We start from the raw sequence: 21,937 nt of genomic DNA on the forward strand, positions 1-21,937 counted from the left end.
TTCCTATTTTAGATTCGGATAGTCATGCCATCAGACAATGACTGACGGTAAGCTCTGAAAGCGGGAATAAAGCCAATAATGATTCCGGCAACTTGCACCAACATAAGCAGTTTCCACTCATGGGGTGTGATTGCGGATATCGATATGTTGATACCATAACTTTGTTGCACAATAGGAGCAACTACTGCGATTAGGGCAAACAACACGGCAACACCCAATGTGATACCGAGGAAGGTTAGGGCACTTGCTTCACTGATCAGTAAACCGAACACATGACGAGGCCTTGCTCCCATCGCGCGCAGAATGGCCATCTCTCGACGTCTTTCTTGCAAGCTAGTGAGTAGACTACTCAGCATCCCTAACAGTCCCGCGATTACCACAAACCCTGAAACAATCAGTAGTGCTTGCTCTGCTACGGCCATCATTCCCCACAATTCGTGAAGCGCAATACCTGGCATAATGGCGCTCAACGGTTCTTGGCGGTAGTTATTGATTTCTCGTTGCAGTGCAAAGGTTTGGATCTTCGATTTAAGGCCAACCATCATCGCGGTAATCTGCTTTGGTTGGAAGTCACGTTGCTTTAGCGCTTCAGCATTCGGTGTGTGGCCTAGGTTAGCCCCCGATTCCCAACCAACGTGAATCGCTTCAATGGCCTCTAACGAAACATGCACCGTTTTATCTACTGGTGTGCCGGTTGGCGCGAGTATTCCGACAATGGTGAAGGGCAGGTTGTCGTGGCGACTGAAGGCGACATCACTGATACCGTGCGCCAGAATGATGTGACCACCAATCTTGTAATCTAACTTCTTCGCGACATCGGCACCAATCACGACATCAAATAGCTGATTGAACTCTTTGCCTTGTTGAAAAGTAAGTGGTTGCTTACTTCCATAGCGATAATTATCAAAGTAACTATGGTTAGTGCCCATTACACGAAAGCCTTTATGTGAATCTCCCAATGAGATGGGTATCGCCCACTTTACTGCATTGTGCTGGCTAAATTCTTGATAGCTTTTCCAGTCGATGTTGTTGGTTGCATTACCAATCCTAAATACCGAATAAAGCAGTAGGTTTACCTGACCAGAGCGGCCACCAACAATAAGGTCGGTACCTGAAATCGTATTAGCAAAACTGCTCTTTGCTTCGGTTCTTACACGTTCAACACCGAGTAATAGAATCACTGACACTGCCACGGTGAGAATCGTCAGAATAGCGGTGGCTTTACGGTTGAGTACGCTTTTTAGGGCTAAGTGAGTAATTACTTTCATACGACAACCTTAGCTTGGTTAACGGTTTTTAAATCTATGGTTCGGGTGAACAGCTTTTCTAATGTTGGATCGTGACTGACAAATATCAGAGTAGACCCGGCTTGATTTGCTTGCTCTAGTAACAATTCGATGAAGGCTTCTCGGTTGTCATGATCCAAAGCCGAGGTTGGCTCGTCGGCAATAATGATTTTCGGTTGGCCGATCAAAGCGCGAGCGGCAGCAACACGTTGTTGTTGACCAATGCTCAACTCGGTAACAGGCTTGTCCATTAGAGCTTGAGGTAGCTTTAATCTGAGCAACAACTCTTGAGCGGTTGCTTGCAGGCTGTTCTGACTTTCAGTGACTTGCTGCTTACGAATCTTAGAAAACTGACAAGGAAGCGTCACGTTGTCGATCACTGACAAGTAAGGAAGCAGATTAAATTGTTGGAATATATAGCCAATATGATCGGCTCTGAACTTGTCCCTCTGACGAGGTGTTAGCTGTGTGAGGTCTTGGCCAAGGATAGATACTTCGCCTTGTTCAGCTTGGTTGATTCCGGTCAGTAACCCTAACAATGTTGATTTCCCGCAACCACTAGGCCCTTTGATGAAAAGGTGCTCTTGGGCTTGGATATGCAGTGAGGGGATCTCTAGCGTTGGGGGTAATTCAGGCTTCCAACGAAAGCTGATATTTTCGAGTTTGACCACAAGTGATGAACTGTCAAAAGACATATTAGCTCCAATGATTAAAGCGGTGTATTTACTGGACAGCTATTAGAAAAATAAATTCCCAGAACACACCGATTTGCACAACCAAGTAAGTGACTACTTACTTGGCTGCGTATCTACGTTTAATTCAATCTAATACGGATTAGAATCGAAAACTAATACGATCTGCGTTAAGCACTTCTTGAATTTGAGCGCTGTCAGTTAGAAGGTTTACCGTCATTGATTTTGTGTTGCTGAACTTAGAGAACCATTGAGTGCTCACGGTATCTAGCTTCGCAATATCTGAACATTGGTAATGGTACTCGACAGTGAATTCGCCGTGCCCACCTTCTGAATGGTCGTGGCCTTCATGGTCATCATGATCGTGTTCTGCATGGTCATGGCCTTTGTGGTCATCATGGTCGTGTTCTGCGTGATCATGGCCTTTGTGGTCGTCATGATCGTGTTCAGCGTGGTCATGGCCTTTGTGGTCGTCATGATCGTGTTCAGCGTGGTCATGGCCTTTGTGGTCATCATGATCGTGCTCTGCGTGGTCATGGCCTTCATGGTCATCATGATCGCCTTCCAAGGTGTTCGTCACCGACTTGAACTTCAGAGTACAGCTTGCATTTTTGAAACCAAATAGCTCATCTGGCTTGTTTAATTGCGCAATCGCTTGTTCAAATACTTTCTTTTGCTCAGCAGTTTCTGGAGCATGTTCAAAGCCAACCACATCAGCGCCGGGAGCTGTTACTTCAACAAGTAGTTCTTGCCCATCTTGAGCGATGTTCACCTCAACTTTACCGTGCACGTGTGCTTCGTGAGAGCGGAATTCTTCGTTAGCTAGAACATTAGTAGAGACAGTCATACCGATAACAACGGCTAGAATAGTAGGTTTCATGTTTTTTTCCTGAATAAAGGTTAATTAAAAAGTAGTGGTAATTAAGAAATCTTTACAGGAGGTGAACGTGCTAAATAAGCGAAATACAGGCGCTGTAACGAAACGACTGACTCTGTGATAGCGACAGTAAATTCCGAATGGAACTCTGGGATCTGTGGAAGTGAATGCGCCGTTATGAACTGATTTATCGAAAACAGCTCACAATGATGTGAAGAGTGATGATGTGGGTCGATATCCACAATATGTGTCGCTGCTAACACGCTCAACATGAGCATCAGCCCAAGCAAGAAGCCTGTTTTACGTTTCACATTATTAGGTGTGTTTTTCCACATCAGGATGATTAACCACAGAATTAAAAAAGGATACTGTTATAATATAACAATATCCTTTGGTCAGGTCTCGAAAAAGACGCGAATATCTTATTAAAGGCTCGCTTTAATCAACTCAATAACTTGAGTGACTTCTGAGTCGTTTAATGCCCCTTCTTTAACAAACAATATTTTACCTTGCTTGTCTTGAACGATAATCGCTGAGCTCTCTTCTTTTAAAGCCCATGATGACGCTACGGTTCCGTCTTCATCTAGCACCATAGAAGACCATGGAAATTCTTCTTTGCTACTTTCTGCTGACGATTTAACAAAAGACCCAGTCCCCCAAATCGCATCATCTTGGTTGATGATGGTAGTGGTTTGGTAGCTGTCTTCTGCGAATTTCGATGCTGTAATTGCTGCCATCAGTTGTGCGTTGAGCTCTTTCGAGCTGCTACGGCCAGCAATAGCTTGAACGACGCGAACTTTACCTAGAAGATCATTGGTTGCCCAAGCTTGATATCCAGTATTTCCGTCGTTTAGTACGATTTCACCATAGTTGCTAACATCGACAGCAGGCAGAGTTGCACCGACTGATAGATTATGAGCATTGGCGAAAAGTGGAGAGGCTGCGGCTAAAAAAGCCAGTAGAGTTTTGTTTTTCATTATATTTTTGTTCCGCTTATTGGTTTGCTCTGGAAGTATAATATGAAATTTGAAAAATGCCTCTTTAACTTTTTTATCGTACGGCGTAGAAATAAGTTGCAGGCTTGTTACCAAAAGGTATAATGCATCAATATCGAGATGAACAATAGATTATCTTGCTGTTTGCTAAAGGAATTAGCGATTTAATGTGCTTTGAATACGTTGGTGTTCAGGTACGTGGCTGTAGTACTCAAATGGAATTGAGGTTGTATTATGTTAAGAAAATTTTCTACTTACCGTCCACATCAGGTGGCGCGTTTCGTTAAAGTCCTGTTCAAAGGCCAGTTTGCTATAGAGGGTATCGGAGAGTTTCGCTTCGACCAAGGCAAAGTGCTTCTTCCTGAAGTTTCAGACAAACAAAAGCTCACTATTTTTAAAGAAGTTAACGGCACGATTGCTGCGTTGCCGGTGTAACTGACTGTTATAGATTTGCATTGCGTCAAATAGATTTCCAATGAAAAAGGGATTCCTAGCGGAAGCCCTTTTTTAATGGATGTTGTTCTAGTTTGTATGCCTAATACCAATCGTAGTAAATAACTGTTCATCCTAGCTGGTTAAAACACTCGATAACATCGTTAGAAATTTTGATTGTAGAATAACTACTTATCGAAAATTTCTGCCTTGTTCTCAAGCATTTTTCCTGCGCTATTTATGATCACTTACTTACTGTGATTGGTATAACACATTATTGCGGAGGGAAGCACACACCTGTTCCACCCAATCCACAATAACCATTCGGATTTTTAGCTAGGTATTGCTGGTGGTAGGTTTCTGCGAAAAAATATTTTCCAGCAGGCAGAACTTCCGTTGTGATTTCGTTGCCCAATGATTCAGTCATTGCTCGTTGGTATTCACGTTTAGAGTGCTCAGCGATAGTCTGTTGTTCTTCGCTGAAGGTGTATATCGCAGAACGGTATTGAGTCCCTAAATCGTTGCCTTGGCGCATCCCTTGAGTTGGGTCATGACGCTCCCAAAAGGTTTTAAGTACTTGAGCGAGAGATGTTTGTTCGCTATCAAAAATGACACGAACGACTTCGGTATGGCCAGTTTGTCCGCTACATACCTGCTCATAAGTGGGGTTAATCGTGTATCCACCAGCGTAGCCAACAGATGTTGAAATAACGCCGTTCAACTGCCAGAACAAACGCTCAGCTCCCCAGAAGCATCCCATACCAAGTAGGACTTCTTGTTGAGAACCCGTAGGAGCATTGAGCAAGTCAGTTTGATTGACGAAATGGCGCTCAGTGATTCGGATTGGGTCAGCATTTCCCGGTAATGCGGTTGCTGCGGAAACCAGTTGTTGTTTGTTTAGCATGTTATATTCCTTTTCGCATACGTTTACCGCGTTAGTTAACATTAGATCTAGGTTTATATTAACTGGAGGCTCATATTAACGGCCGGTTAATATTGATTAAGTCTTTACATTAGACCGTGTTATTGCCGGATTTATTGCAGACTCAATGTCGTTTTAGCGGTATGATTTCTTTTCACTTATTAACGTATTGATAACTTCTTCACCAATTAAACATGATAAGAAAAACTTTACCAGTTCTGATTGGCACTCTACTGTCATCGACGCTCGCTTTTGCTGACGTTTCCCTTGATATTAAAGGGTTGGATGGCGCGCTTGCAGATAATGTGGATGCTTATCTGAGTGCGATTCCTGAAGAAGAGTATTCGGTCTCATTAAGATTTCAATCTCGCTTGGAGTCGATGATCAACGAAGCGTTGAATGCATTAGGCTACTACCAACCTAATATCACATTTACTCATTCTGAAGATGATACCGAATTGACTGTTACGGTTGAGCCGGGAGAGCCAGTTGTTATTTATGCTTCAGATATTGTTCTGACTGGTGAAGCCAAAGATGATCCTGATTTTTTGGCCTTAATAGCTAAGAGCAAGTTGTCTAAAGGTTCGATTTTGAATCATGGTAATTATGACTCTTTAAAATCATCGATCCGCAACCTTGGATTAGCGAAAGGCTACTTTGATGGGGCGTATGACCTTAGTAAGCTAGAAGTGGCTCCTGAATTAAACCGCGCTTATGTTCGTCTTCATTACAACAGTGGTATTCGTTATCACTTTGGCTCTACTCAGGTTACTGGTAGCCAAATAGAAGAAGAGAAGGTGCAGTCACTTAAACCATTTGAAGATGGCGAACCTTACTCGATAACCAAAGTTGGCGAATACAACCAAAACCTTTCCAATACGGATTGGTTCTCTTCAGTCTTTGTTGAGCCTGATTTAAGTCAATTGGGTGAAGGTCGAGAAATTCCGATGAAGGTAAGCCTTGCTCCGCAAGCGCGGAACCAAATTGAAACGGGTATCGGTGTATCAACAGACTTGGGTGTAAAAGGTACCCTTAAATGGAAGAAACCTTGGGTTAATGAGAAAGGTCATAGTTTTAATAGTAGTTTATCGATCTCCAAGCCTGAGCAGACTATTACGGCGGCTTATAAAATCCCATTGGATGACGTGCTTAATGACTACTATCAAATTAAGTATGGAATGAAGAATCTGGATAACCGTGATACCAAGAGTTTGGAGTCAAACTTAGCCTTAGAAAGGTACTGGCGTCTAGATAATGGTTGGCAACGCACGGTATTCATTCGATACCTAGTCGAAAACTATAAACAAGGTTTACAAGACGATTTGGCGCAGTTTGTGTTGCCAGGTGTCTCTTTCTCACGCACTCGAACCCGAGGCGGTTCAATGCCGATGTGGGGCGATAAACAAACCATCATGGTTGAAGCGGCTGATGATACCTTGTTATCTGAAACCCAAGTCGTACGTTTTCAAGGGCAAACCGCATGGATTCGAAGCATTGGTAATAACCACCGAGGTTTAACCCGCCTTCAATTCGGCGGAAACTTTGCGGACGAATTTGATAAGTTATCTCCTTCTTTAAGATTTTTTGCGGGTGGTGATAATAGCATCCGTGGTTATGGCTATGAGTCTATCTCTCCTCGAGATGAAAGTGACGCACTAACGGGTGCGAAATTCATTGCAACCAGTTCGTTTGAATACCAATATCGCTTAGTTGGGAATTGGTGGGGAGCGGCTTTCTACGATATTGGTGATGCATTCAATGACACGCCAGAGTGGAAACATGGTACTGGTGTAGGGATTCGCTGGGCGTCCCCCGTCGGTCCTGTGAGTTTAGATTTTGCTTGGGGTCTAGATGCGAAAAAAGGTGATGAGTTCCAACTGCACTTTAGTTTAGGGCCAGAATTATGATCAAAGTGGTGGGTCAGTGTATAAAGTGGGCGTCGATTTCATTGACGTCGATTTTGCTATTGTTAATCGCCCTACTAGGTTTTGTTTTGTTCACCAATTCGGGGTTGAATACTGTGTTGTGGGGCGCCGAAAAAGCATTGCCACAACTGAAAGTGGAAAGTACTAAAGGCGCTCTTTTCCCAAGCTTTACGCTTAACAATGTTCAGTTTAAAGATGATAGCCTACATATCGATACCAAGGTTGAAAATTTGGCATTGGCTATCAATCCGCGCTGTCTGCTCGACCCTAAAGTTTGTGTTGACCGCTTAGCGATTCAAGGGCTGGATTTTGCACTTACTGAATTGCCTCCAGCTTCTACAGAAGAGGCAGAACCTACTCCGCCCGTAACATCGGTAAAAACACCACTACCAATCGTCATTAATCGAATCGCTTTATCTGATATCAAACTGAATATCTTAGGTCATGAAATTGAATGGGGTTTGTTCTCTACTGCCCTGAGTATGCAGGGGGAAAAGCTGACAGTATCTCCAACCTTATTCAATGATCTTAAGGTTAAACTTGCAGAGTCTACTGAAGACCCACAATCAGAAATCGTCGAGCCAGATACTGCAGCTAAGACAGCTATCGAGTTGCCTGAAGTCTTAATTCCTTTGCAGGTTGTACTTGAGCGTTTTGATCTCAACAATTTCACTTTAGAACAAGAAACATCGATTGTGGTAAACCATCTTGGATTAGAAGCTCGAGCAGGTAAACATACAGTCGATGTTTCTACTCTCGAACTCGATATGCCACAAGCAAGCGCGAACCTAACGACGAAGGTTGAGCTCAAGGGCGGCTATCCGCTAGAGCTTTCTTTGGGTGCGTTGGTGAAAGAAACCGATCTTGCTGGTCAGAAACTGTCTCTGAAAGCACAAGGCAGCGTGGCTAAGCTGCACTTAGATTCTCAGCTTTCTGAATTGATTGAGGCTCAACTGTCTGGTGATATTCAACCCTTAGAACCGACTCTGCCATTTGACCTTGTTTTAGAGGGAGGTAAAGCGCAATGGCCTTTGACAGGTAAAAGTGACTACCAAACTGCAATTGATAAATTCAAAGCCGATGGTTCATTAGATGGTTTTAATGTGCAGCTTAAAGCGGAAGCCGATGGTAAGGAGATACCTGCATTAGCAATAGATCTGCAAGGTAAAGGCACCACGGAACAGATTGAACTTGAACGCTTGAAACTGAATACCTTGGGTGGCGAACTAAATGGTGTAGTCAAAGCGAACTGGAAGAAGCTCGTTAATTGGCAAGCCGATGTGACGCTCAAAGACATACAACCGGGTCTGCAGTGGCCAGAAGCCGAGGGTAACATTAGCGGAAGCATCGTTACTTCGGGTGAACTGACACAAGCGGGTGGTTGGGCGATTGAACTGCCTAAGCTCGATATCGAGGGGATCCTACGTGAATACCCTCTGGATATTAAAGGGCAGTTGTCAGCGTCAGATCGCAGCGCGAGCGGTGAACCTAAACTGAAAACCAGTGGTTTGAGCTTGGCTCACGGTGTTAATTCGATTAAGGCTCAAGGGCAACTGGATAAGCAATGGGCTATGGGCGTTGCGATTAATTTCCCACAGTTAGATAAGAGTGTTCCAGAGCTGACGGGTAAAGTGATGGGTAATATCCAGCTTAGTGGCCCAACGAAAGAGCCAAAGGTCGATCTCGCGCTTAATGTTGATAAGGTCGATTGGAATAACGAAGCAACATTAGAATCCTTATCGCTTAATGGCTCAGTGGTTCCTCTGCCATTGCCTGAAGCTCAAGCCGATCTTGTATTAAAAGCTAAGAACTTAACCTATCAAGATCAAAGCCTGGAAAGCATTGGTCTAACCGTGAGTGGTGGCGAGAAGAAACACACTGTGACACTTGATGTGATATCCGACATCGTGTCGACCAGTTTGGCTATCTCTGGAGAATTGATTCAGAAGCCTTCTCTTATTTGGGATGGGTCGTTAGACAGAGTCAGAATTACCACTCAGCAGGGGCCTTGGGTATTAGATCAACCTGTCGCAATTAAGGCGGATGTCGATAAGCAGTATGCCGACGTTCAAGCGCACTGTTGGAAGCAATCGGGTTCGAGTGTATGTCTGGATGAAGACGTGCGTGTCGGAAAGTCGGGTGAGGCCAAATTGGCGATCAACCAATTCGATTTCGAACAGATTAAAGCGCTCATGCCTAAAGAAACGCAATTACAGGGCTTAGTTAATGCGACGGCTCATGCCAAGTGGTCAGAGCAAGGTGAACCTGAGGTGACGGTAAGCGTCGATATGCCGAAAGGTCAGGCTGTTCAACAAGTTGGTGAGCCAATCACACTCGGTTGGGAAAGCGTTGCATTGAATGCCCAACTAAAAGACAACCAACTGAACGCCGACTTTAAACTGGATGTTTCCGACAATGGTGACCTGTCTGGCTCGGTGTCGTTACCAGACATTCTCGCAGAAGACAAAATGGTCGATGCGGCAATTAAGCTGACAACTTTCCATCTGGACTTCTTACAGCCAATCCTCGGCGAATACAGCCTGTTGAAGGCCGATCTTGAGAGTGACCTACAGGTAAAAGGCTCTTTGATGCATCCTCAAGTCTTTGGTCAATTCTCTGTTGATGGTATTCAAGTCAAAGGCGATGTCACACCAGTCGATATTAAAGATGGTCGTATTGACCTCGATTTTGACGGCTACAGCGCGAAGTTAGATGCCAATGTTGAAACACCCGATGGTCACCTTGATATCGAAGGCTCCGGGGATTGGCAGGATCTTAAAGCATGGCACTCTAATGTCAGAGTGTTTGCCGACGAGTTGATGGTTGATATCCCGCCTATGGTTAAGGTGAAGGTCGTGCCTGATATGACCATTGATGTCACACCGGAATTGGCGAAAATCACTGGTGATATCGCATTACCGTGGGGACGTATTGTTGTCGAAGACTTACCACCGTCAGCGATCGGCGTCTCTTCTGATCAAGTTATCTTGAATAAAGATCTTGAGCCAGAGAGCGAAGACACGATTCCATTCAATGTGATGACCAATATTAATATCTCCATTGGCGATGACTTTAAACTGTCTGCTTTTGGTCTTGAAGGTGATTTGGTCGGCAAGCTTAACGTGGCTCAAAAAGATCAAGGTCCTTTTATCACAGGTGAGGTAAATATCGTCGATGGTACTTACCAATCCTTTGGACAAGATCTCTTGATCAAAGAAGGTAAGATTCTAATGAATGGTCCTCCAGATCAGCCATATGTAGCGATCAATGCGATACGTAACCCTGATAATACTCAGGATGATGTGACAGCTGGTATTCGAGTGACAGGCCCGGCGACAGAGCCGACCATCGAAATTTATTCTGATCCTGCGATGCCGCAAGCCAATGCGTTGTCTTATATTTTGCGTGGTCAAGATATTGATGGTGAGTCGAATGGTTCAATGACAACGACCTTAATTGGCTTAAGCTTGGCGAAGAGCGGCAAGGTTGTCGGCGAAATTGGTGAAGCTTTTGGCGTACAGGACTTGCAATTGGATACTGCAGGTTCTGGAGATGATTCCCAGGTTACGGTCAGTGGCTACATTCTCCCTGGTTTACAGGTGAAGTATGGCGTAGGTATCTTTAACTCGTTAGGTGAGTTTACTGTTCGTTATCGATTGATGCAGGATCTCTATGTTGAAGCCGTATCGGGGCTAGACAGTGCCGTGGATCTTCTCTATCAATTTGAATTCGAGTAACACTTGAGTCGTGATTGATTAGCGGATGACGAATGCTGAGGAGGGGTTATGCAGCAACTTGTTTTTGTTTATGGAACCTTGAGGCAAGGTCAGTCCAACCACCACTATTTGCAGCAGTGTGAGTGCTTAGGAAGGTTTGACACCCCTGAGGAGTATGCTCTTTTTGATTTAGGTGCCTATCCGGCGATGATTTCTGGAAAGAAAAATGTCGTTGGCGAGGTCTATATCATTAACGATGAAGTTTTGGCTTCGCTCGATCGGCTAGAAGATGTTCCTGTTGAGTATCGTCGCGAACAAATAGAGACTATATTTGGACTAGCATGGGTATATTTGTATCAGCTTGATCTAACGGCTAATAAAGAAATACTTTCGGGTGACTGGTGTAAGCGAGACAACCCGTAACATCTATGTATTCTGAGTTGTCGAACAAAAAGCCAGCATGTAAATGCTGGCTTTTTTAATGGCGTTAATTTGAAAAATAAGCGAGACGATTAGTCTCGGTTAAGTTCAAGGAACTCTTCTACCTTTTTCACCATGTTCTTAGAACCGACAAAGAAAGGCACACGTTGGTGCAGTTCTGTTGGTTTTATATCCATGATGCGTTGGGCGCCATCGGAGGCAATACCGCCAGCTTGCTCCATGATGAAGGCTATTGGGTTGCACTCGTACAGCAGACGCAGTTTACCTTGAGGGTGGCTTTGTGTACTCGGGTATAAGTAGATACCGCCTTTCAGAAGATTACGGTGGAAATCTGATACTAGAGAACCGATGTAACGTGATGTGTAAGGGCGATTGTCGCTTGGCTCATTTTCTTGGCAGTACTTGATGTACTTCTTAACACCCGTAGGGAAGCGAATGTAGTTACCTTCGTTGATGGAATAAATCTTACCTTCATCAGGGATCATCATGTTTTCATGAGACAGACAGAAGGTGCCCAGAGATGGGTCGTAGGTGAAGCCATTTACACCTGCACCAGTTGTGTAAACAAGCATAGTTGAAGAGCCGTAAATTACGTACCCCGCGGCTACTTGCTTGTGTCCTGGCTGTAGAAAGTCTTCTTGTGTTGGTGGGGTACCAACAGGCGATACTCGACGATAGATAGAGAAGATTGTACCAACAGATACATTGACATCGATGTTTGAAGAACCATCAAGTGGGTCCATCAGAACGACGTATTTTGCGTTTTTGTTGAGCTCTTTATTGAAGGCGACAGCTTCGTCTTCTTCTTCACTTGCAACACCACAAACTTGATCACGAGCTTCTAGAGCCGCTTTAAACTTGTCGTTCGCGTAAAGGTCTAGCTTTTGCTGTTCTTCACCTTGAACGTTGTCTGTACCAACAGCGCCAGTGATGTCGACTAGACCAGCCTTGTTGATCTCACGGTTAACAATTTTTGCAGCAAGTCGAATAGACGACAAAAGGGATGATAGATCACCGCTTGCATGGGGGAAGTCACTCTGTTTCTCAACAATGAACTCACCAAGGGTGCGCATCTCAGACATGTTATTTCCTTAAACTTCTCTCAATATTAGGGGGATTTGAGCACTATAGAATTTGCCTCTTACTCGGGCTTTATTCACCTAGACGCCTACTTAAATTCTAAAGGTTAGATCTTTTTAATGGTAATGAACTAAGCGACGCAGATCTCACTTACTATGTCGACTAAATTTGTTTTGCATTGCTACTCGCTTTTAATCGCCATTTAATGATAATGAGTGCAGTAGTTTGATTTAGACATGGTTCATTTAGCCAAGCGTTTGGAAGCAATTTATGCATATTCATATCTTAGGAATTTGTGGCACCTTCATGGGAGGTGCTGCGGTATTGGCTCGTCAATTAGGTCACAAGGTTACCGGTAGTGACGCGAATGTTTACCCACCAATGAGCACTTTGTTGGAGTCTCAAGGGATTGAAATTATTGAAGGGTTTAACCCAAGCCAGTTAGAACCAAGGCCTGATCTCGTGGTGATTGGTAATGCGATGAGTCGTGGCAACCCGTGTGTTGAGTATGTATTGGATAACAACCTTAGATACACCTCAGGCCCGCAATGGTTGCAAGAGTTCTTGTTGCATGATCGTTGGGTATTAGCGGTATCGGGAACGCATGGCAAGACAACAACATCGAGCATGCTGGCTTGGATTTTAGAAGACTGTGGCTATGCGCCTGGCTTCTTAGTGGGCGGCGTGTTAGGTAACTTTGGTATCTCTGCTCGCCTTGGTGAAAGCATGTTCTTCGTGGTCGAAGCTGACGAATACGACAGTGCTTTTTTTGATAAACGATCTAAGTTCGTTCACTACCACCCAAGAACCTTGGTAATGAATAACCTCGAGTTCGATCATGCTGACATCTTCGATGATCTTGAGGCGATTAAGCGTCAGTTCCACCACTTAGTGCGCACTGTGCCAGGTAATGGCCGAATTTTCTCTCCTAAAGAAGATACGGCGATTCAAGATGTTTTATCTCGCGGATGCTGGAGTGAGACAGAATCGAGTGGTGAACAAGGTGATTGGGATGCCAAGAAGCTGGTCAAAGACGGGTCTCAATTTGGAGTGTACTTCCAAGGCGAATGCGTAGGAACTGTCGACTGGGATTTGGTTGGCGACCATAACGTCAATAATGCTTTGATGGCGATTGCAGCTGCGCGACATGTAGGGGTGACACCTGATTTAGCGTGTGAATCGTTGGCGAAGTTCATCAACACCAAACGTCGTCTAGAGTTTAAAGGCGAAGTGGCAGGCGTTTCTGTCTACGACGATTTTGCTCATCACCCAACGGCAATTGAATTTACGCTGGGCGGTTTACGTAATAAGGTCGACACGAAAAAAATAATTGCCGTTTTAGAGCCTCGTTCTGCCACAATGAAACGTGGAGTGCACAAAGAAACGCTGGCTGATTCGTTGAAGCAAGCGGATTCTACTTACTTATTCCAACCCGATAACATTGATTGGTCAGTACAAGACGTCGCCGATGCGTGTCACCAACCCGCGCACGTGAGTGATAACATGGATGCATTCGTTGCTAAAATTGTCTCTGAGGCACAAGCGGGTGACCAAATCTTGGTAATGAGTAATGGTGGCTTTGGTGGTATTCACCAGAAACTGTTGGATGGATTGGCACTCAAAGGTTAACGCATCCTCGACCTTATAATTTGAAGTAATTGAGAACATGACAAAACACGATAAAGCGATAACTCTGGCTTTCACTGGCGCATCCGGTGCGCCTTATGGCCTGCGTTTACTTGAATGCCTTTTGGCCGCCGATTATCAGGTCTACTTGCTGATATCATCGGCAGCGCGAGTGGTGTTGGCGACCGAGCATGAACTTAAGTTACCTGCTGGGCCAGATGCTGCGAAACAAGCTTTGGTTAAGCATTTAGATTGCGACCCAGAAAAGCTGGTGGTGTGTGGCAAAGATGATTGGTTCTCACCGGTTGCATCTGGTTCAGCAGCACCGAAGCAGATGGTGGTGTGTCCATGCTCTGCAGGAAGCTTGGCATCGATTGCTCATGGCCTATCAGATAACTTAATCGAGCGTGCAGCCGACGTGGTTATGAAAGAGCGAGGACAGTTGTTGTTGGTGGTTCGTGAGACGCCATTTTCTACGTTGCATTTAGAGAATATGCACAAACTCTCGACCATGGGCGTGACGATTATGCCTGCAGCTCCGGGTTTTTATCATCAACCTAAGTCGATTGAAGACCTGGTCGACTTTATGGTGGCACGTATTCTTGATCACCTTGGTATCGAGCAAGGTTTAGTGCCACGTTGGGGTTACGATCAACGTAATTGATCCAAACTTGATGGCTTATTGTTAAAAATCAAATTACAATCCTGAACACTCATCGGGGAGCGAACCATTCAAATAATGAATGCGAGCTGAGATCAAGCAGACACTTGGGACCCGTAAACCTGAACCAGATAATGCTGGCGTAGGAATTGAGTTAGGAACAACCTCTACCGTTCTCCTCCCTCAAACCTGTGCCGCTCAGACCATGGAGAGCGTCCAGTGAAATTAACATTAACAACTCTTGCTGTTACTACAGCCATCTCTTTTTCTGCCTTCGCAGCAGACAACACTTTAACTGTTTACACTTACGACTCTTTTGCTGCGGATTGGGGCCCTCGTCCTGCCGTTGAAAAAGCATTCGAAGAAAAGTGTGGTTGTGATGTGAATTTTGTCGCGTTAGAAGATGGTGTGTCTATTCTAAACCGCTTACGTCTTGAAGGTGGCAACAGCAAAGCTGACATCATTTTAGGCCTAGATAATAATCTCATGGCTGAAGCGAAATCTACAGGCTTATTGGCTGAGCACAGTGTTGATACATCATCTGTGACGCTTCCTAACGGTTGGAACGACAGTACCTTTGTTCCTTATGATTTTGGTTACTTTGCGTTTATCTATAACAAAGAGAAGCTAGCAAACCCGCCAAAGAGCCTGAAAGAACTGGTTGAGCAACGTGACGATCTTAAGGTTATCTATCAAGATCCACGTACATCAACACCAGGCCAAGGCATGATGCTATGGATGAAGTCGGTTTACGGTGATGAAGCAACTGCAGCATGGAAGAAGCTTGCTCAGAAAACGGTGACTGTGACTAAAGGTTGGTCTGAAGCTTACTCTATGTTCCTAGAAGGCGAGTCTGATTTAGTGTTGTCTTACACAACGTCTCCGGCTTATCACATCATTGCAGAAAGTGATTCTAAGTACGCAGCTGCAAGCTTTGAAGAAGGTCATTACACTCAAGTGGAAGTGGCAGCGAAGGTTAAAGGTAGCAAGAACGAAAAGCTTGCCGGTGAGTTTATGGCATTTATCTTAAGTGATGAGTTCCAATCGGCGATGCCTACTGGCAACTGGATGTACCCAGTGACCGATGTTGAGCTACCAAAAGGGTTCGAGCAACTTACGGTTCCTCAGAAAGCGCTAAGCTTCACACCAGAAGAGATCGCCGAGAAGCGTAAGCCTTGGATTCGTGAATGGCAGAATGCGCTTACTTTTTAACTTACGATTTAACTTATTATTTAGGAACATGAGTTTTCTAACGTACTTTTAAAAAACTAGCTTTCTGTATTTAAAGGTTCATTCGTTATGTTTGGAGTGAACCATTTACGGTAAAAAATCAATTTATGATAAAGAAAACACCTAAGGTCGGGGTTTGGGTTGCGATACTCATTACCACCTTCGTGGTTTCAGCAGTTGGGGCATTGCTTAGCAATGCCCCTTCTCTTGATATCAGCCAAGTATGGTCCGATCCTTACTATTGGCATGTAACGAAATTCAGTTTCTATCAAGCGACACTCTCAACGATGCTGAGTGTTGGCTTTGCTATACCTATTGCTCATGCTCTGTGTCGCAGACAATTTTTTGGACGGGCCTTGTTGTTAAGGCTGTTTGCTTCGACCTTGGTTTTGCCCGTATTAGTTGGCGTATTTGGTTTGCTAGCTATTTATGGAAACAGTGGTTGGTTAGCTAAATTTCTGGCGAACTTCGATATTAAACTGCCATTCTCGATTTATGGGTTGAATGGTATTTTGCTGGCGCACGTTTTCTTTAACCTGCCTTATGCTAGCCGTTTACTTTTACAAGCTTTAGATACCGTACCTGCCGAGCAGCATAAGCTGTGTGCTCATTTGGGTATGAGTCATTGGAACAAATTCAGATGGGTTGAATGGCCTCGCTTAAGACAGCAACTGCCACATGTGTGTGGTTTGGTCTTCATGCTGTGTTTTACCAGCTTTGCTACCGTGATGGCACTCGGCGGTGGACCTAAATCAACCACTATCGAACTCGCTATTTATCAGGCGATTAAATTCGACTTTGACCTGCAGGCTGGTGCCTTGCTCGCGATATGGCAAATGCTGCTGTGTGGTATGCTAGCTGTGAGCATTCAACGCCTATCGAAACCTATTTCAGTGACAGCCAGTCAATTGTCGGAAGAGAAATATTTGGTTAAGGATAGCTCGTGGTCAAAAGCTTGGGATAGCTTTTGGATCATCACCGTCTCAATGCTGGTATTGCCGCCATTAGCTATGGTTATCGTCAGTGGCATTAACTCGCAGGCATTAATCGTACTGAGCAGCGAGCCGTTTTGGGCTGCGTTAATGACCTCGGTTAAAGTCGCGTCATTAGCAAGTGTTATCGCGGTTGGTATTGGTATCGCCATACTGCTGACTAGTCGAGCATGGCGCTTACAGAATAAGAATTTTCGAGCCGATAAAATCGAGCTGATTGGCACTATTATCTTAGTTACTCCCGGGCTTGTGATCAGTACGGGGCTCTTCTTATTACTGCGTTCATTCACCGATGTTTTCAGCTTAGCTTTCTTTATCGTGATTGCAGTAAACAGTTTAATGGCGCTTCCTTACGTAATTAAAACCTTGGCTCAACCTATGCTGCATTTGTCTCAGCAGTATCAGTATGTGTGCGCAAGTTTGGGAATGACTGGTTTCACGCGTTTTAGGCTAGTGGAGTGGCGTGCATTGCGAACACCGATGGCACAAGCTTTCTCGATCAGCTTTATGTTAGCAATGGGTGACTTAAGTGCGATTGCTTTGTTTGGTAGCCAAGATTTTAGAACTCTGCCTTTGTACCTATTCCAATTATTAGGCAGCTATCAAATGGAAGCCGCAGCTGTGGTTTCCGTGAGCTTACTGTTACTGAGTGTTGGCAGCTTTAGCCTGATTGAATTTTTATTTACTCGAAGATCTAAGCTCGATGCTAAAGAGTTGAGGAACCGATGATGTTAGTGATGAAAGATGTGGACTACCACTATCACAGAGAGTTGTTTTGCTTTGATTTTCAAGCTGAGCAGGGCGATATTGTTGCGCTGATGGGGCCAAGTGGCGCAGGTAAATCAACGCTGTTGGCATTGGTTGCTGGGTTTATTGAGCCCACTTCGGGTGAGATCTCTGTAGCGGGACAATCACTGATTGGCAAAGAAGCACATCAGCGTCCATTAGCGATGTTGTTTCAAGAGCACAATTTGTTTGCCCATCTCACCGTACGTGAAAATATTGGCTTAGGCTTGCATCCAGGGTTAAAGCTGACGGCAACCCAAAAGCATGAAGTCGAACAGGCCGCTGCACAAGTGGGTGTCTCTGAGTATTTAGATAGATTGCCTGAGCACTTATCGGGCGGTCAACGTCAGCGTGTCGCGTTAGCTCGATGCTTTGTTCAGCCTCATGATATTTGGTTGCTTGATGAGCCTTTCTCTGCGCTTGACCCTTTGCTTCGTGAGGAAATGCTTAACCTTGTTAGGCGATTAGCCGCCGAGCGAAACATTACGGTATTGATGGTTACTCACCACTTAGGTGATGCACGCAGTATCGCAAATAAGTTCGTTTTTGTAGAGCTAGGTAAGGTGTTGGTTGCAGACTCGATAGAGACACTGACGGCTGAACATCCACAGCAAGAGCTAAGCTCGTTTGTTAAAGCGGGTGAATGATAATTTTTTCACTCCTGTGAGTACTTCTTAATATTGAGTACTTATTGATATTGAGAGCTTCTTGATATCGAGTGCGTCAAAAACAAAAAGACCTAGCATGCGCTAGGTCTTTTATTATCTTTCTGATTAAAGGGCGGCGAAGATTAGTCGCCTAGCTTTAGCTCTTTTAAGATTTGGAATATTTCACGAGAAGACTTAGCCGGTTTATTTGCCGCTTTCTCTTTGTTAGCTTGACGAGCGAGCTGACGAAGACGTTGACGGTCAGCTTCCGGGTACATTTCCATAACGTCTGAAATGGCCGCATCGCCTTCTGCAACAACACGATCACGCAGTTGTTCTAGTTTGTGCAGTTCAACTGTTGCTTGAGAGTGTTTGTTGCGAATCTTATCTAAAGCCGCTTGAATTGGCTCTGGATCGACACTGCGCATTACTTTACCAATGTATTGAAGTTGACGGCGCTTCGCTTCATTTTTAAAGCGTTGTGCATCTTTAATCGCTTGTGCCAAATCTTCAGACAGCGGAAATTTGTCTAATACAGAAGGCTTTAGGTCAACAAGCTCTTCTCCCAGCTTTTGCAGGGCGTCCATGTCCGTTTTCATTTCTGTCTTACTTACCCAGATGATTTCTTCTTCTGGTTCCCATGGGGCTTTTTGGTTTTTGCGAGCCATCTTTTCTGCCTATGTCACTATCTCAAACGAATATATTGCCTATTTTAGCAAGAATCTTGGGGAGAAAGCGAAATTCTTGTTATCCTACGTAATATTGACCTAAAAAATTAGAATAGATATGGATGTAAAACAGCAAGTCGCCCAACAACGAGTTGAGCTAGAAGCCGCAGTAGCTAAAGCGTTGGATATGGCATCAGTGAGTGCAGACGCCGCTGAGGTTGCTATTACTAAGTCAACGGGTTTAAGTGTTTCAACACGTATGTGTGAAGTGGAAAACGTTGAATTTAATAGTGATGGTGCTCTAGGTATTACTGTTTACCGCGGCCAGAAAAAAGGCAGCGCATCTACATCTGATCTGAGTGAAAAGGCAATTGCTCAAACAGTAGCGGCTGCGCTTGATATCGCTCAGTACACTTCTGAAGACCCATTTGCAGGTCCTGCCGCAAAAGAATACATGGTAAAAGAAATTCCAGATTTGGATCTTTTCCACCCTGATGAACCAAACCCTGACTATGCCGCTGAGATTGCAATTGCTGCTGAGAAGCAAGCGCTAGCTTATAGCGACAAGATCAAACAGAGTGATGGCGCAAGCTACGACAGCCATTATGGCGTTAAGGTTTATGGTAACAGCCATGGCTTACTAGCCAGCTACGCTTCAAGTCGCCATAGCACGAGCTGCTGTGTGATTGGACAAGGCGCTAACGGTGAGATGGAGCGAGACTACAGCTACACCGTTGCACGTCACCGTGATGAGCTATGGACGCCTGAGCGCGTAGGTCAAGAAGCTGCAGAAAAGACCATTAGCCGTTTGGATGCGAAAAAGCTACCAACAGGCCAATACCCAATAATGTTCGCTAACGATGTCGCTACTGGCTTGATTGGCCACCTTGTGATGGCGATCAGTGGTGGCAACCTATACCGTAAATCATCGTTCTTATTGGATCACCTAGGTCAGAAAATTCTACCTGATTGGTTCAATATCTCTGAGCGTCCACATATCTTACGTGGTTTGGCTTCAAGCCCATTCGATAGCGAAGGTGTGTTCACTCAAGATCGTGAAATCATCACCGACGGTGTGTTAGCAACTTACCTGCTAACTAGCTATGCCGCACGAAAAATGGATATGACGCCAACAGGCCATGCGGGTGGTATTCATAACTGGTTTGTTAAATCGACCGGTCAAAACTTTGAGCAGATGCTAAAAGAGTTAGGCACAGGCTTCCTTGTGACTGAAGTGATGGGGCAAGGCGTTAATACCGTGACAGGTGATTATTCTCGTGGTGCTGCAGGTTTCTGGGTTGAGAATGGAGAAATCCAATACCCAGTATCTGAAGTGACGATCGCGGGTAACCTAAAAGACATGTTCACTCAGATTGTTGCGGTTGGTAACGATGTTGAAACGCGTTCACAAATTCAAACGGGTTCTATCTTGCTTGAGTCGATGAAAGTTGCGGGTGAGTAATGAAGTTAGCGCCAATATGATGAATTAAAAAAGGGAGCCGATGGCTCCCTTTTTGTTTTCTGTATTTCGCCAAAAATAGGCTAGCTGCTTATGATAACTAGATCAGTATGGTTGCTAAGCCTAAGAACACCGATAGGCCAATAACATCGGTTACTGTGGTCAGTGCCATACCGCCCGCAAGTGCTGGATCGATATTCATCTTTTTCAGCATTACCGGGATGGTTACACCGGCGATACCAGCGACAATCAAGTTGGTCATCATTGCAGCTGAGATGATGCCTCCCAGTATCCAGTTACCTTTCCAAGCAACCACTATACCGCCAATGATAACAGCCCATAACACGCCGTTTAGGAAGCCGATGGCCGCCTCTTTGAGTAGTAGTTCGCGTTTGTTACTGTCACCGATATGACCGAGTGCTAAACCACGAATCACAAGTGCAACGGTTTGGTTACCAGCAACCCCGCCCATTGAAGGTACGATAGTCATTAGAACCGCAATCGCTGCCATTTGGTCGAGTGTTGCTTCAAACATATTGGATACAGATGCAGCAGCAAGTGCTGCGAGTACGTTAGCACCCAACCAGACACTACGACGACGAGCAGATTTTACGACTGGAGCGAAAGTATCTTCGTCATCGTCCATACCCGCCATGCTCATCATTGAGTGCTCGGCGTCTTCACGGATAACATCAACCACGTCATCGATAGTGATACGACCAACAAGATGCTGGTTACTATCAACAACGGGTGCAGAAACCCAATTACGACGTTCGAACAGACTGGCGATATCGGAAGCACTGGTTTCAACCGCAATCGCTTCGTCAGCATCTTCCATCACTTCGGAAACCTGAACATCGGGCTGAGTCGTTACTAGTGTGGTAAGCGATAGGTTACCGATCAGACGTTCTTCTTCATCAATAACATACAGAGCATCGGTTGCGTCGGGCAATTCGCCACGCATACGCATATAGCGCAATACAACGTCGACATCGACGTCGCCACGAATCGTGATTACGTCGGTATTCATGATCGCACCCGCTGAATCTTCTGGGTACGAAAGGGCGGTTTCTACTAATGCACGATCGACGGAGTCCATTTGAGAAAGGACTTCGCGAGAAACATCGTCGGGTAGGCTTCGAAGTACGTACGCGACGTCATCGGTTTCCATGCCTTCTGTTGCTTCTGCTAAGGTCTCCGGTGCCATTTTCGACACAAGCGCATCTTTGACGTCTTCGTTTAGTTCATCAAGAATTTCACCGTAGTCTTCTGGATCGGTGAGTTGCCAGAGTACGTCACGACTTTTGCGAGGGGAGGCTTCTAAAAGGTGTGCAATATCTTCAGGTTCCATGTCCTGAAGTTGTCGACGTACGTGAACAAATCGGCCGTTTTCTAGGGCTTCGCTGACTTCTTGGAGGGTTTGGTGAGCTTGGTCGAATTCTAATTGCTCTGCCATATTTTCCTCCTATTTCATTATTCTAACAATGCTTGGGATAGTAACT

Annotated in this window: 19 protein-coding genes and 1 riboswitch; of the genes, 10 read left to right on the forward strand and 9 right to left on the reverse strand. The window is 44.9% G+C overall.

Features of this window, described 5'->3' with window-relative positions; genetic code table 11:
* Positions 1-8: 8 nt before the first annotated feature.
* The 5 genes from ACED25_RS14510 to ACED25_RS14530 form a co-directional block, all read right to left on the reverse strand.
* Positions 9-1,268 (reverse strand): ABC transporter permease, encoded by a 1,260-nt coding sequence (locus tag ACED25_RS14510; RefSeq protein ID WP_371695525.1) that lies wholly within the window; start codon positions 1,266-1,268, stop codon positions 9-11.
* Complete coding sequence (locus ACED25_RS14515) at positions 1,265-1,981, reverse strand: ABC transporter ATP-binding protein (RefSeq protein WP_004735279.1); 717 nt, start codon at positions 1,979-1,981, stop codon at positions 1,265-1,267. The genes ACED25_RS14510 and ACED25_RS14515 overlap by 4 nt, the downstream gene beginning before the upstream one ends.
* A 139-nt stretch (positions 1,982-2,120) precedes the next feature.
* Positions 2,121-2,858 (reverse strand): DUF2796 domain-containing protein, encoded by a 738-nt coding sequence (locus tag ACED25_RS14520; protein WP_371695526.1) that lies wholly within the window; start codon positions 2,856-2,858, stop codon positions 2,121-2,123.
* A gap of 41 nt (positions 2,859-2,899) precedes the next feature.
* On the reverse strand, positions 2,900-3,190 hold the full coding sequence (locus tag ACED25_RS14525; RefSeq protein WP_012604884.1) for a DUF2607 domain-containing protein: 291 nt from the start codon (positions 3,188-3,190) through the stop codon (positions 2,900-2,902).
* Between the two features lie 90 nt (positions 3,191-3,280).
* Positions 3,281-3,832, reverse strand: coding sequence for a YtfJ family protein (locus ACED25_RS14530; RefSeq protein ID WP_009847759.1), 552 nt, complete (start codon positions 3,830-3,832; stop codon positions 3,281-3,283).
* A 252-nt stretch (positions 3,833-4,084) separates the two neighbouring features.
* Between ACED25_RS14530 and ACED25_RS14535 the strand changes: the two genes are divergently transcribed.
* Positions 4,085-4,285: a DUF1107 family protein gene (locus tag ACED25_RS14535; RefSeq protein WP_004735283.1), complete on the forward strand. Its 201-nt coding sequence runs from the start codon at positions 4,085-4,087 to the stop codon at positions 4,283-4,285.
* Positions 4,286-4,556: 271 nt separating this feature from the next.
* Here ACED25_RS14535 and msrA read toward each other — a convergent pair whose 3' ends face one another.
* Positions 4,557-5,186 (reverse strand): peptide-methionine (S)-S-oxide reductase MsrA, encoded by a 630-nt coding sequence (msrA, locus tag ACED25_RS14540; RefSeq protein WP_371695527.1) that lies wholly within the window; start codon positions 5,184-5,186, stop codon positions 4,557-4,559.
* 212 nt (positions 5,187-5,398) lie between these two features.
* On the opposite strand from msrA, the gene ACED25_RS14545 reads away from it, so the two are divergent.
* Genes ACED25_RS14545 through ACED25_RS14555 form a run of 3 tightly spaced genes read left to right on the forward strand, consistent with a single transcriptional unit; the run spans position 5,399 to position 11,268 of the window.
* Entirely contained in the window at positions 5,399-7,111 is a 1,713-nt protein-coding gene (locus ACED25_RS14545; protein WP_371695528.1) for an autotransporter assembly complex family protein, read from the forward strand.
* The gene (locus tag ACED25_RS14550) at positions 7,108-10,866 is read left to right on the forward strand and encodes a translocation/assembly module TamB domain-containing protein (RefSeq protein ID WP_371695529.1); all 3,759 of its coding nucleotides are present in this window, start codon (positions 7,108-7,110) and stop codon (positions 10,864-10,866) included. Before ACED25_RS14545 ends, ACED25_RS14550 begins: the two co-directional genes overlap by 4 nt.
* Positions 10,867-10,914: 48 nt before the next feature.
* Positions 10,915-11,268 (forward strand): gamma-glutamylcyclotransferase, encoded by a 354-nt coding sequence (locus tag ACED25_RS14555; RefSeq protein ID WP_135384611.1) that lies wholly within the window; start codon positions 10,915-10,917, stop codon positions 11,266-11,268.
* An 89-nt stretch (positions 11,269-11,357) separates the two neighbouring features.
* Here ACED25_RS14555 and fbp read toward each other — a convergent pair whose 3' ends face one another.
* The gene (fbp, locus tag ACED25_RS14560; protein WP_009847754.1) at positions 11,358-12,368 is read right to left on the reverse strand and encodes a class 1 fructose-bisphosphatase; all 1,011 of its coding nucleotides are present in this window, start codon (positions 12,366-12,368) and stop codon (positions 11,358-11,360) included.
* A 268-nt stretch (positions 12,369-12,636) separates the two neighbouring features.
* Between fbp and mpl the strand changes: the two genes are divergently transcribed.
* The 5 genes from mpl (at position 12,637) to thiQ (ending at position 18,308) form a co-directional block, all read left to right on the forward strand.
* Positions 12,637-13,995, forward strand: coding sequence for a UDP-N-acetylmuramate:L-alanyl-gamma-D-glutamyl-meso-diaminopimelate ligase (gene mpl / locus ACED25_RS14565; RefSeq protein ID WP_371695530.1), 1,359 nt, complete (start codon positions 12,637-12,639; stop codon positions 13,993-13,995).
* Between the two features lie 37 nt (positions 13,996-14,032).
* Positions 14,033-14,656, forward strand: a complete 624-nt coding sequence (locus tag ACED25_RS14570; RefSeq protein ID WP_009847752.1) for a flavin prenyltransferase UbiX — start codon at positions 14,033-14,035, stop codon at positions 14,654-14,656.
* A 43-nt stretch (positions 14,657-14,699) separates the two neighbouring features.
* Positions 14,700-14,819: riboswitch (TPP riboswitch) on the forward strand.
* 53 nt (positions 14,820-14,872) lie between these two features.
* The gene (gene thiB / locus ACED25_RS14575; protein ID WP_017103696.1) at positions 14,873-15,865 is read left to right on the forward strand and encodes a thiamine ABC transporter substrate binding subunit; all 993 of its coding nucleotides are present in this window, start codon (positions 14,873-14,875) and stop codon (positions 15,863-15,865) included.
* 125 nt (positions 15,866-15,990) lie between these two features.
* Positions 15,991-17,604: a thiamine/thiamine pyrophosphate ABC transporter permease ThiP gene (thiP, locus tag ACED25_RS14580; RefSeq protein WP_371695531.1), complete on the forward strand. Its 1,614-nt coding sequence runs from the start codon at positions 15,991-15,993 to the stop codon at positions 17,602-17,604.
* A complete protein-coding gene (thiQ, locus tag ACED25_RS14585) occupies positions 17,604-18,308 on the forward strand; it encodes a thiamine ABC transporter ATP-binding protein (RefSeq protein WP_371695550.1) in 705 nt (234 codons plus the stop codon). The genes thiP and thiQ overlap by 1 nt, the downstream gene beginning before the upstream one ends.
* Before the next feature lie 143 nt (positions 18,309-18,451).
* Here the strand turns inward: thiQ and yjgA are convergent, their stop codons facing one another.
* Entirely contained in the window at positions 18,452-18,976 is a 525-nt protein-coding gene (yjgA, locus tag ACED25_RS14590; protein ID WP_009847748.1) for a ribosome biogenesis factor YjgA, read from the reverse strand.
* 118 nt (positions 18,977-19,094) lie between these two features.
* On the opposite strand from yjgA, the gene pmbA reads away from it, so the two are divergent.
* Positions 19,095-20,438 carry a metalloprotease PmbA gene (gene pmbA, locus ACED25_RS14595; protein ID WP_017058910.1) on the forward strand — a complete coding sequence of 448 codons (1,344 nt, stop codon included), beginning with the start codon at positions 19,095-19,097 and terminating at the stop codon, positions 20,436-20,438.
* A gap of 97 nt (positions 20,439-20,535) precedes the next feature.
* Here pmbA and mgtE read toward each other — a convergent pair whose 3' ends face one another.
* Positions 20,536-21,891 carry a magnesium transporter gene (gene mgtE / locus ACED25_RS14600; protein ID WP_017100033.1) on the reverse strand — a complete coding sequence of 452 codons (1,356 nt, stop codon included), beginning with the start codon at positions 21,889-21,891 and terminating at the stop codon, positions 20,536-20,538.
* Between the last annotated feature and the right edge of the window lie 46 nt (positions 21,892-21,937).

Source organism: Vibrio sp. 1F263 (assembly GCF_041439035.1).
GTDB classification, from domain to species: Bacteria; Pseudomonadota; Gammaproteobacteria; order Enterobacterales; family Vibrionaceae; genus Vibrio; species Vibrio tasmaniensis_A.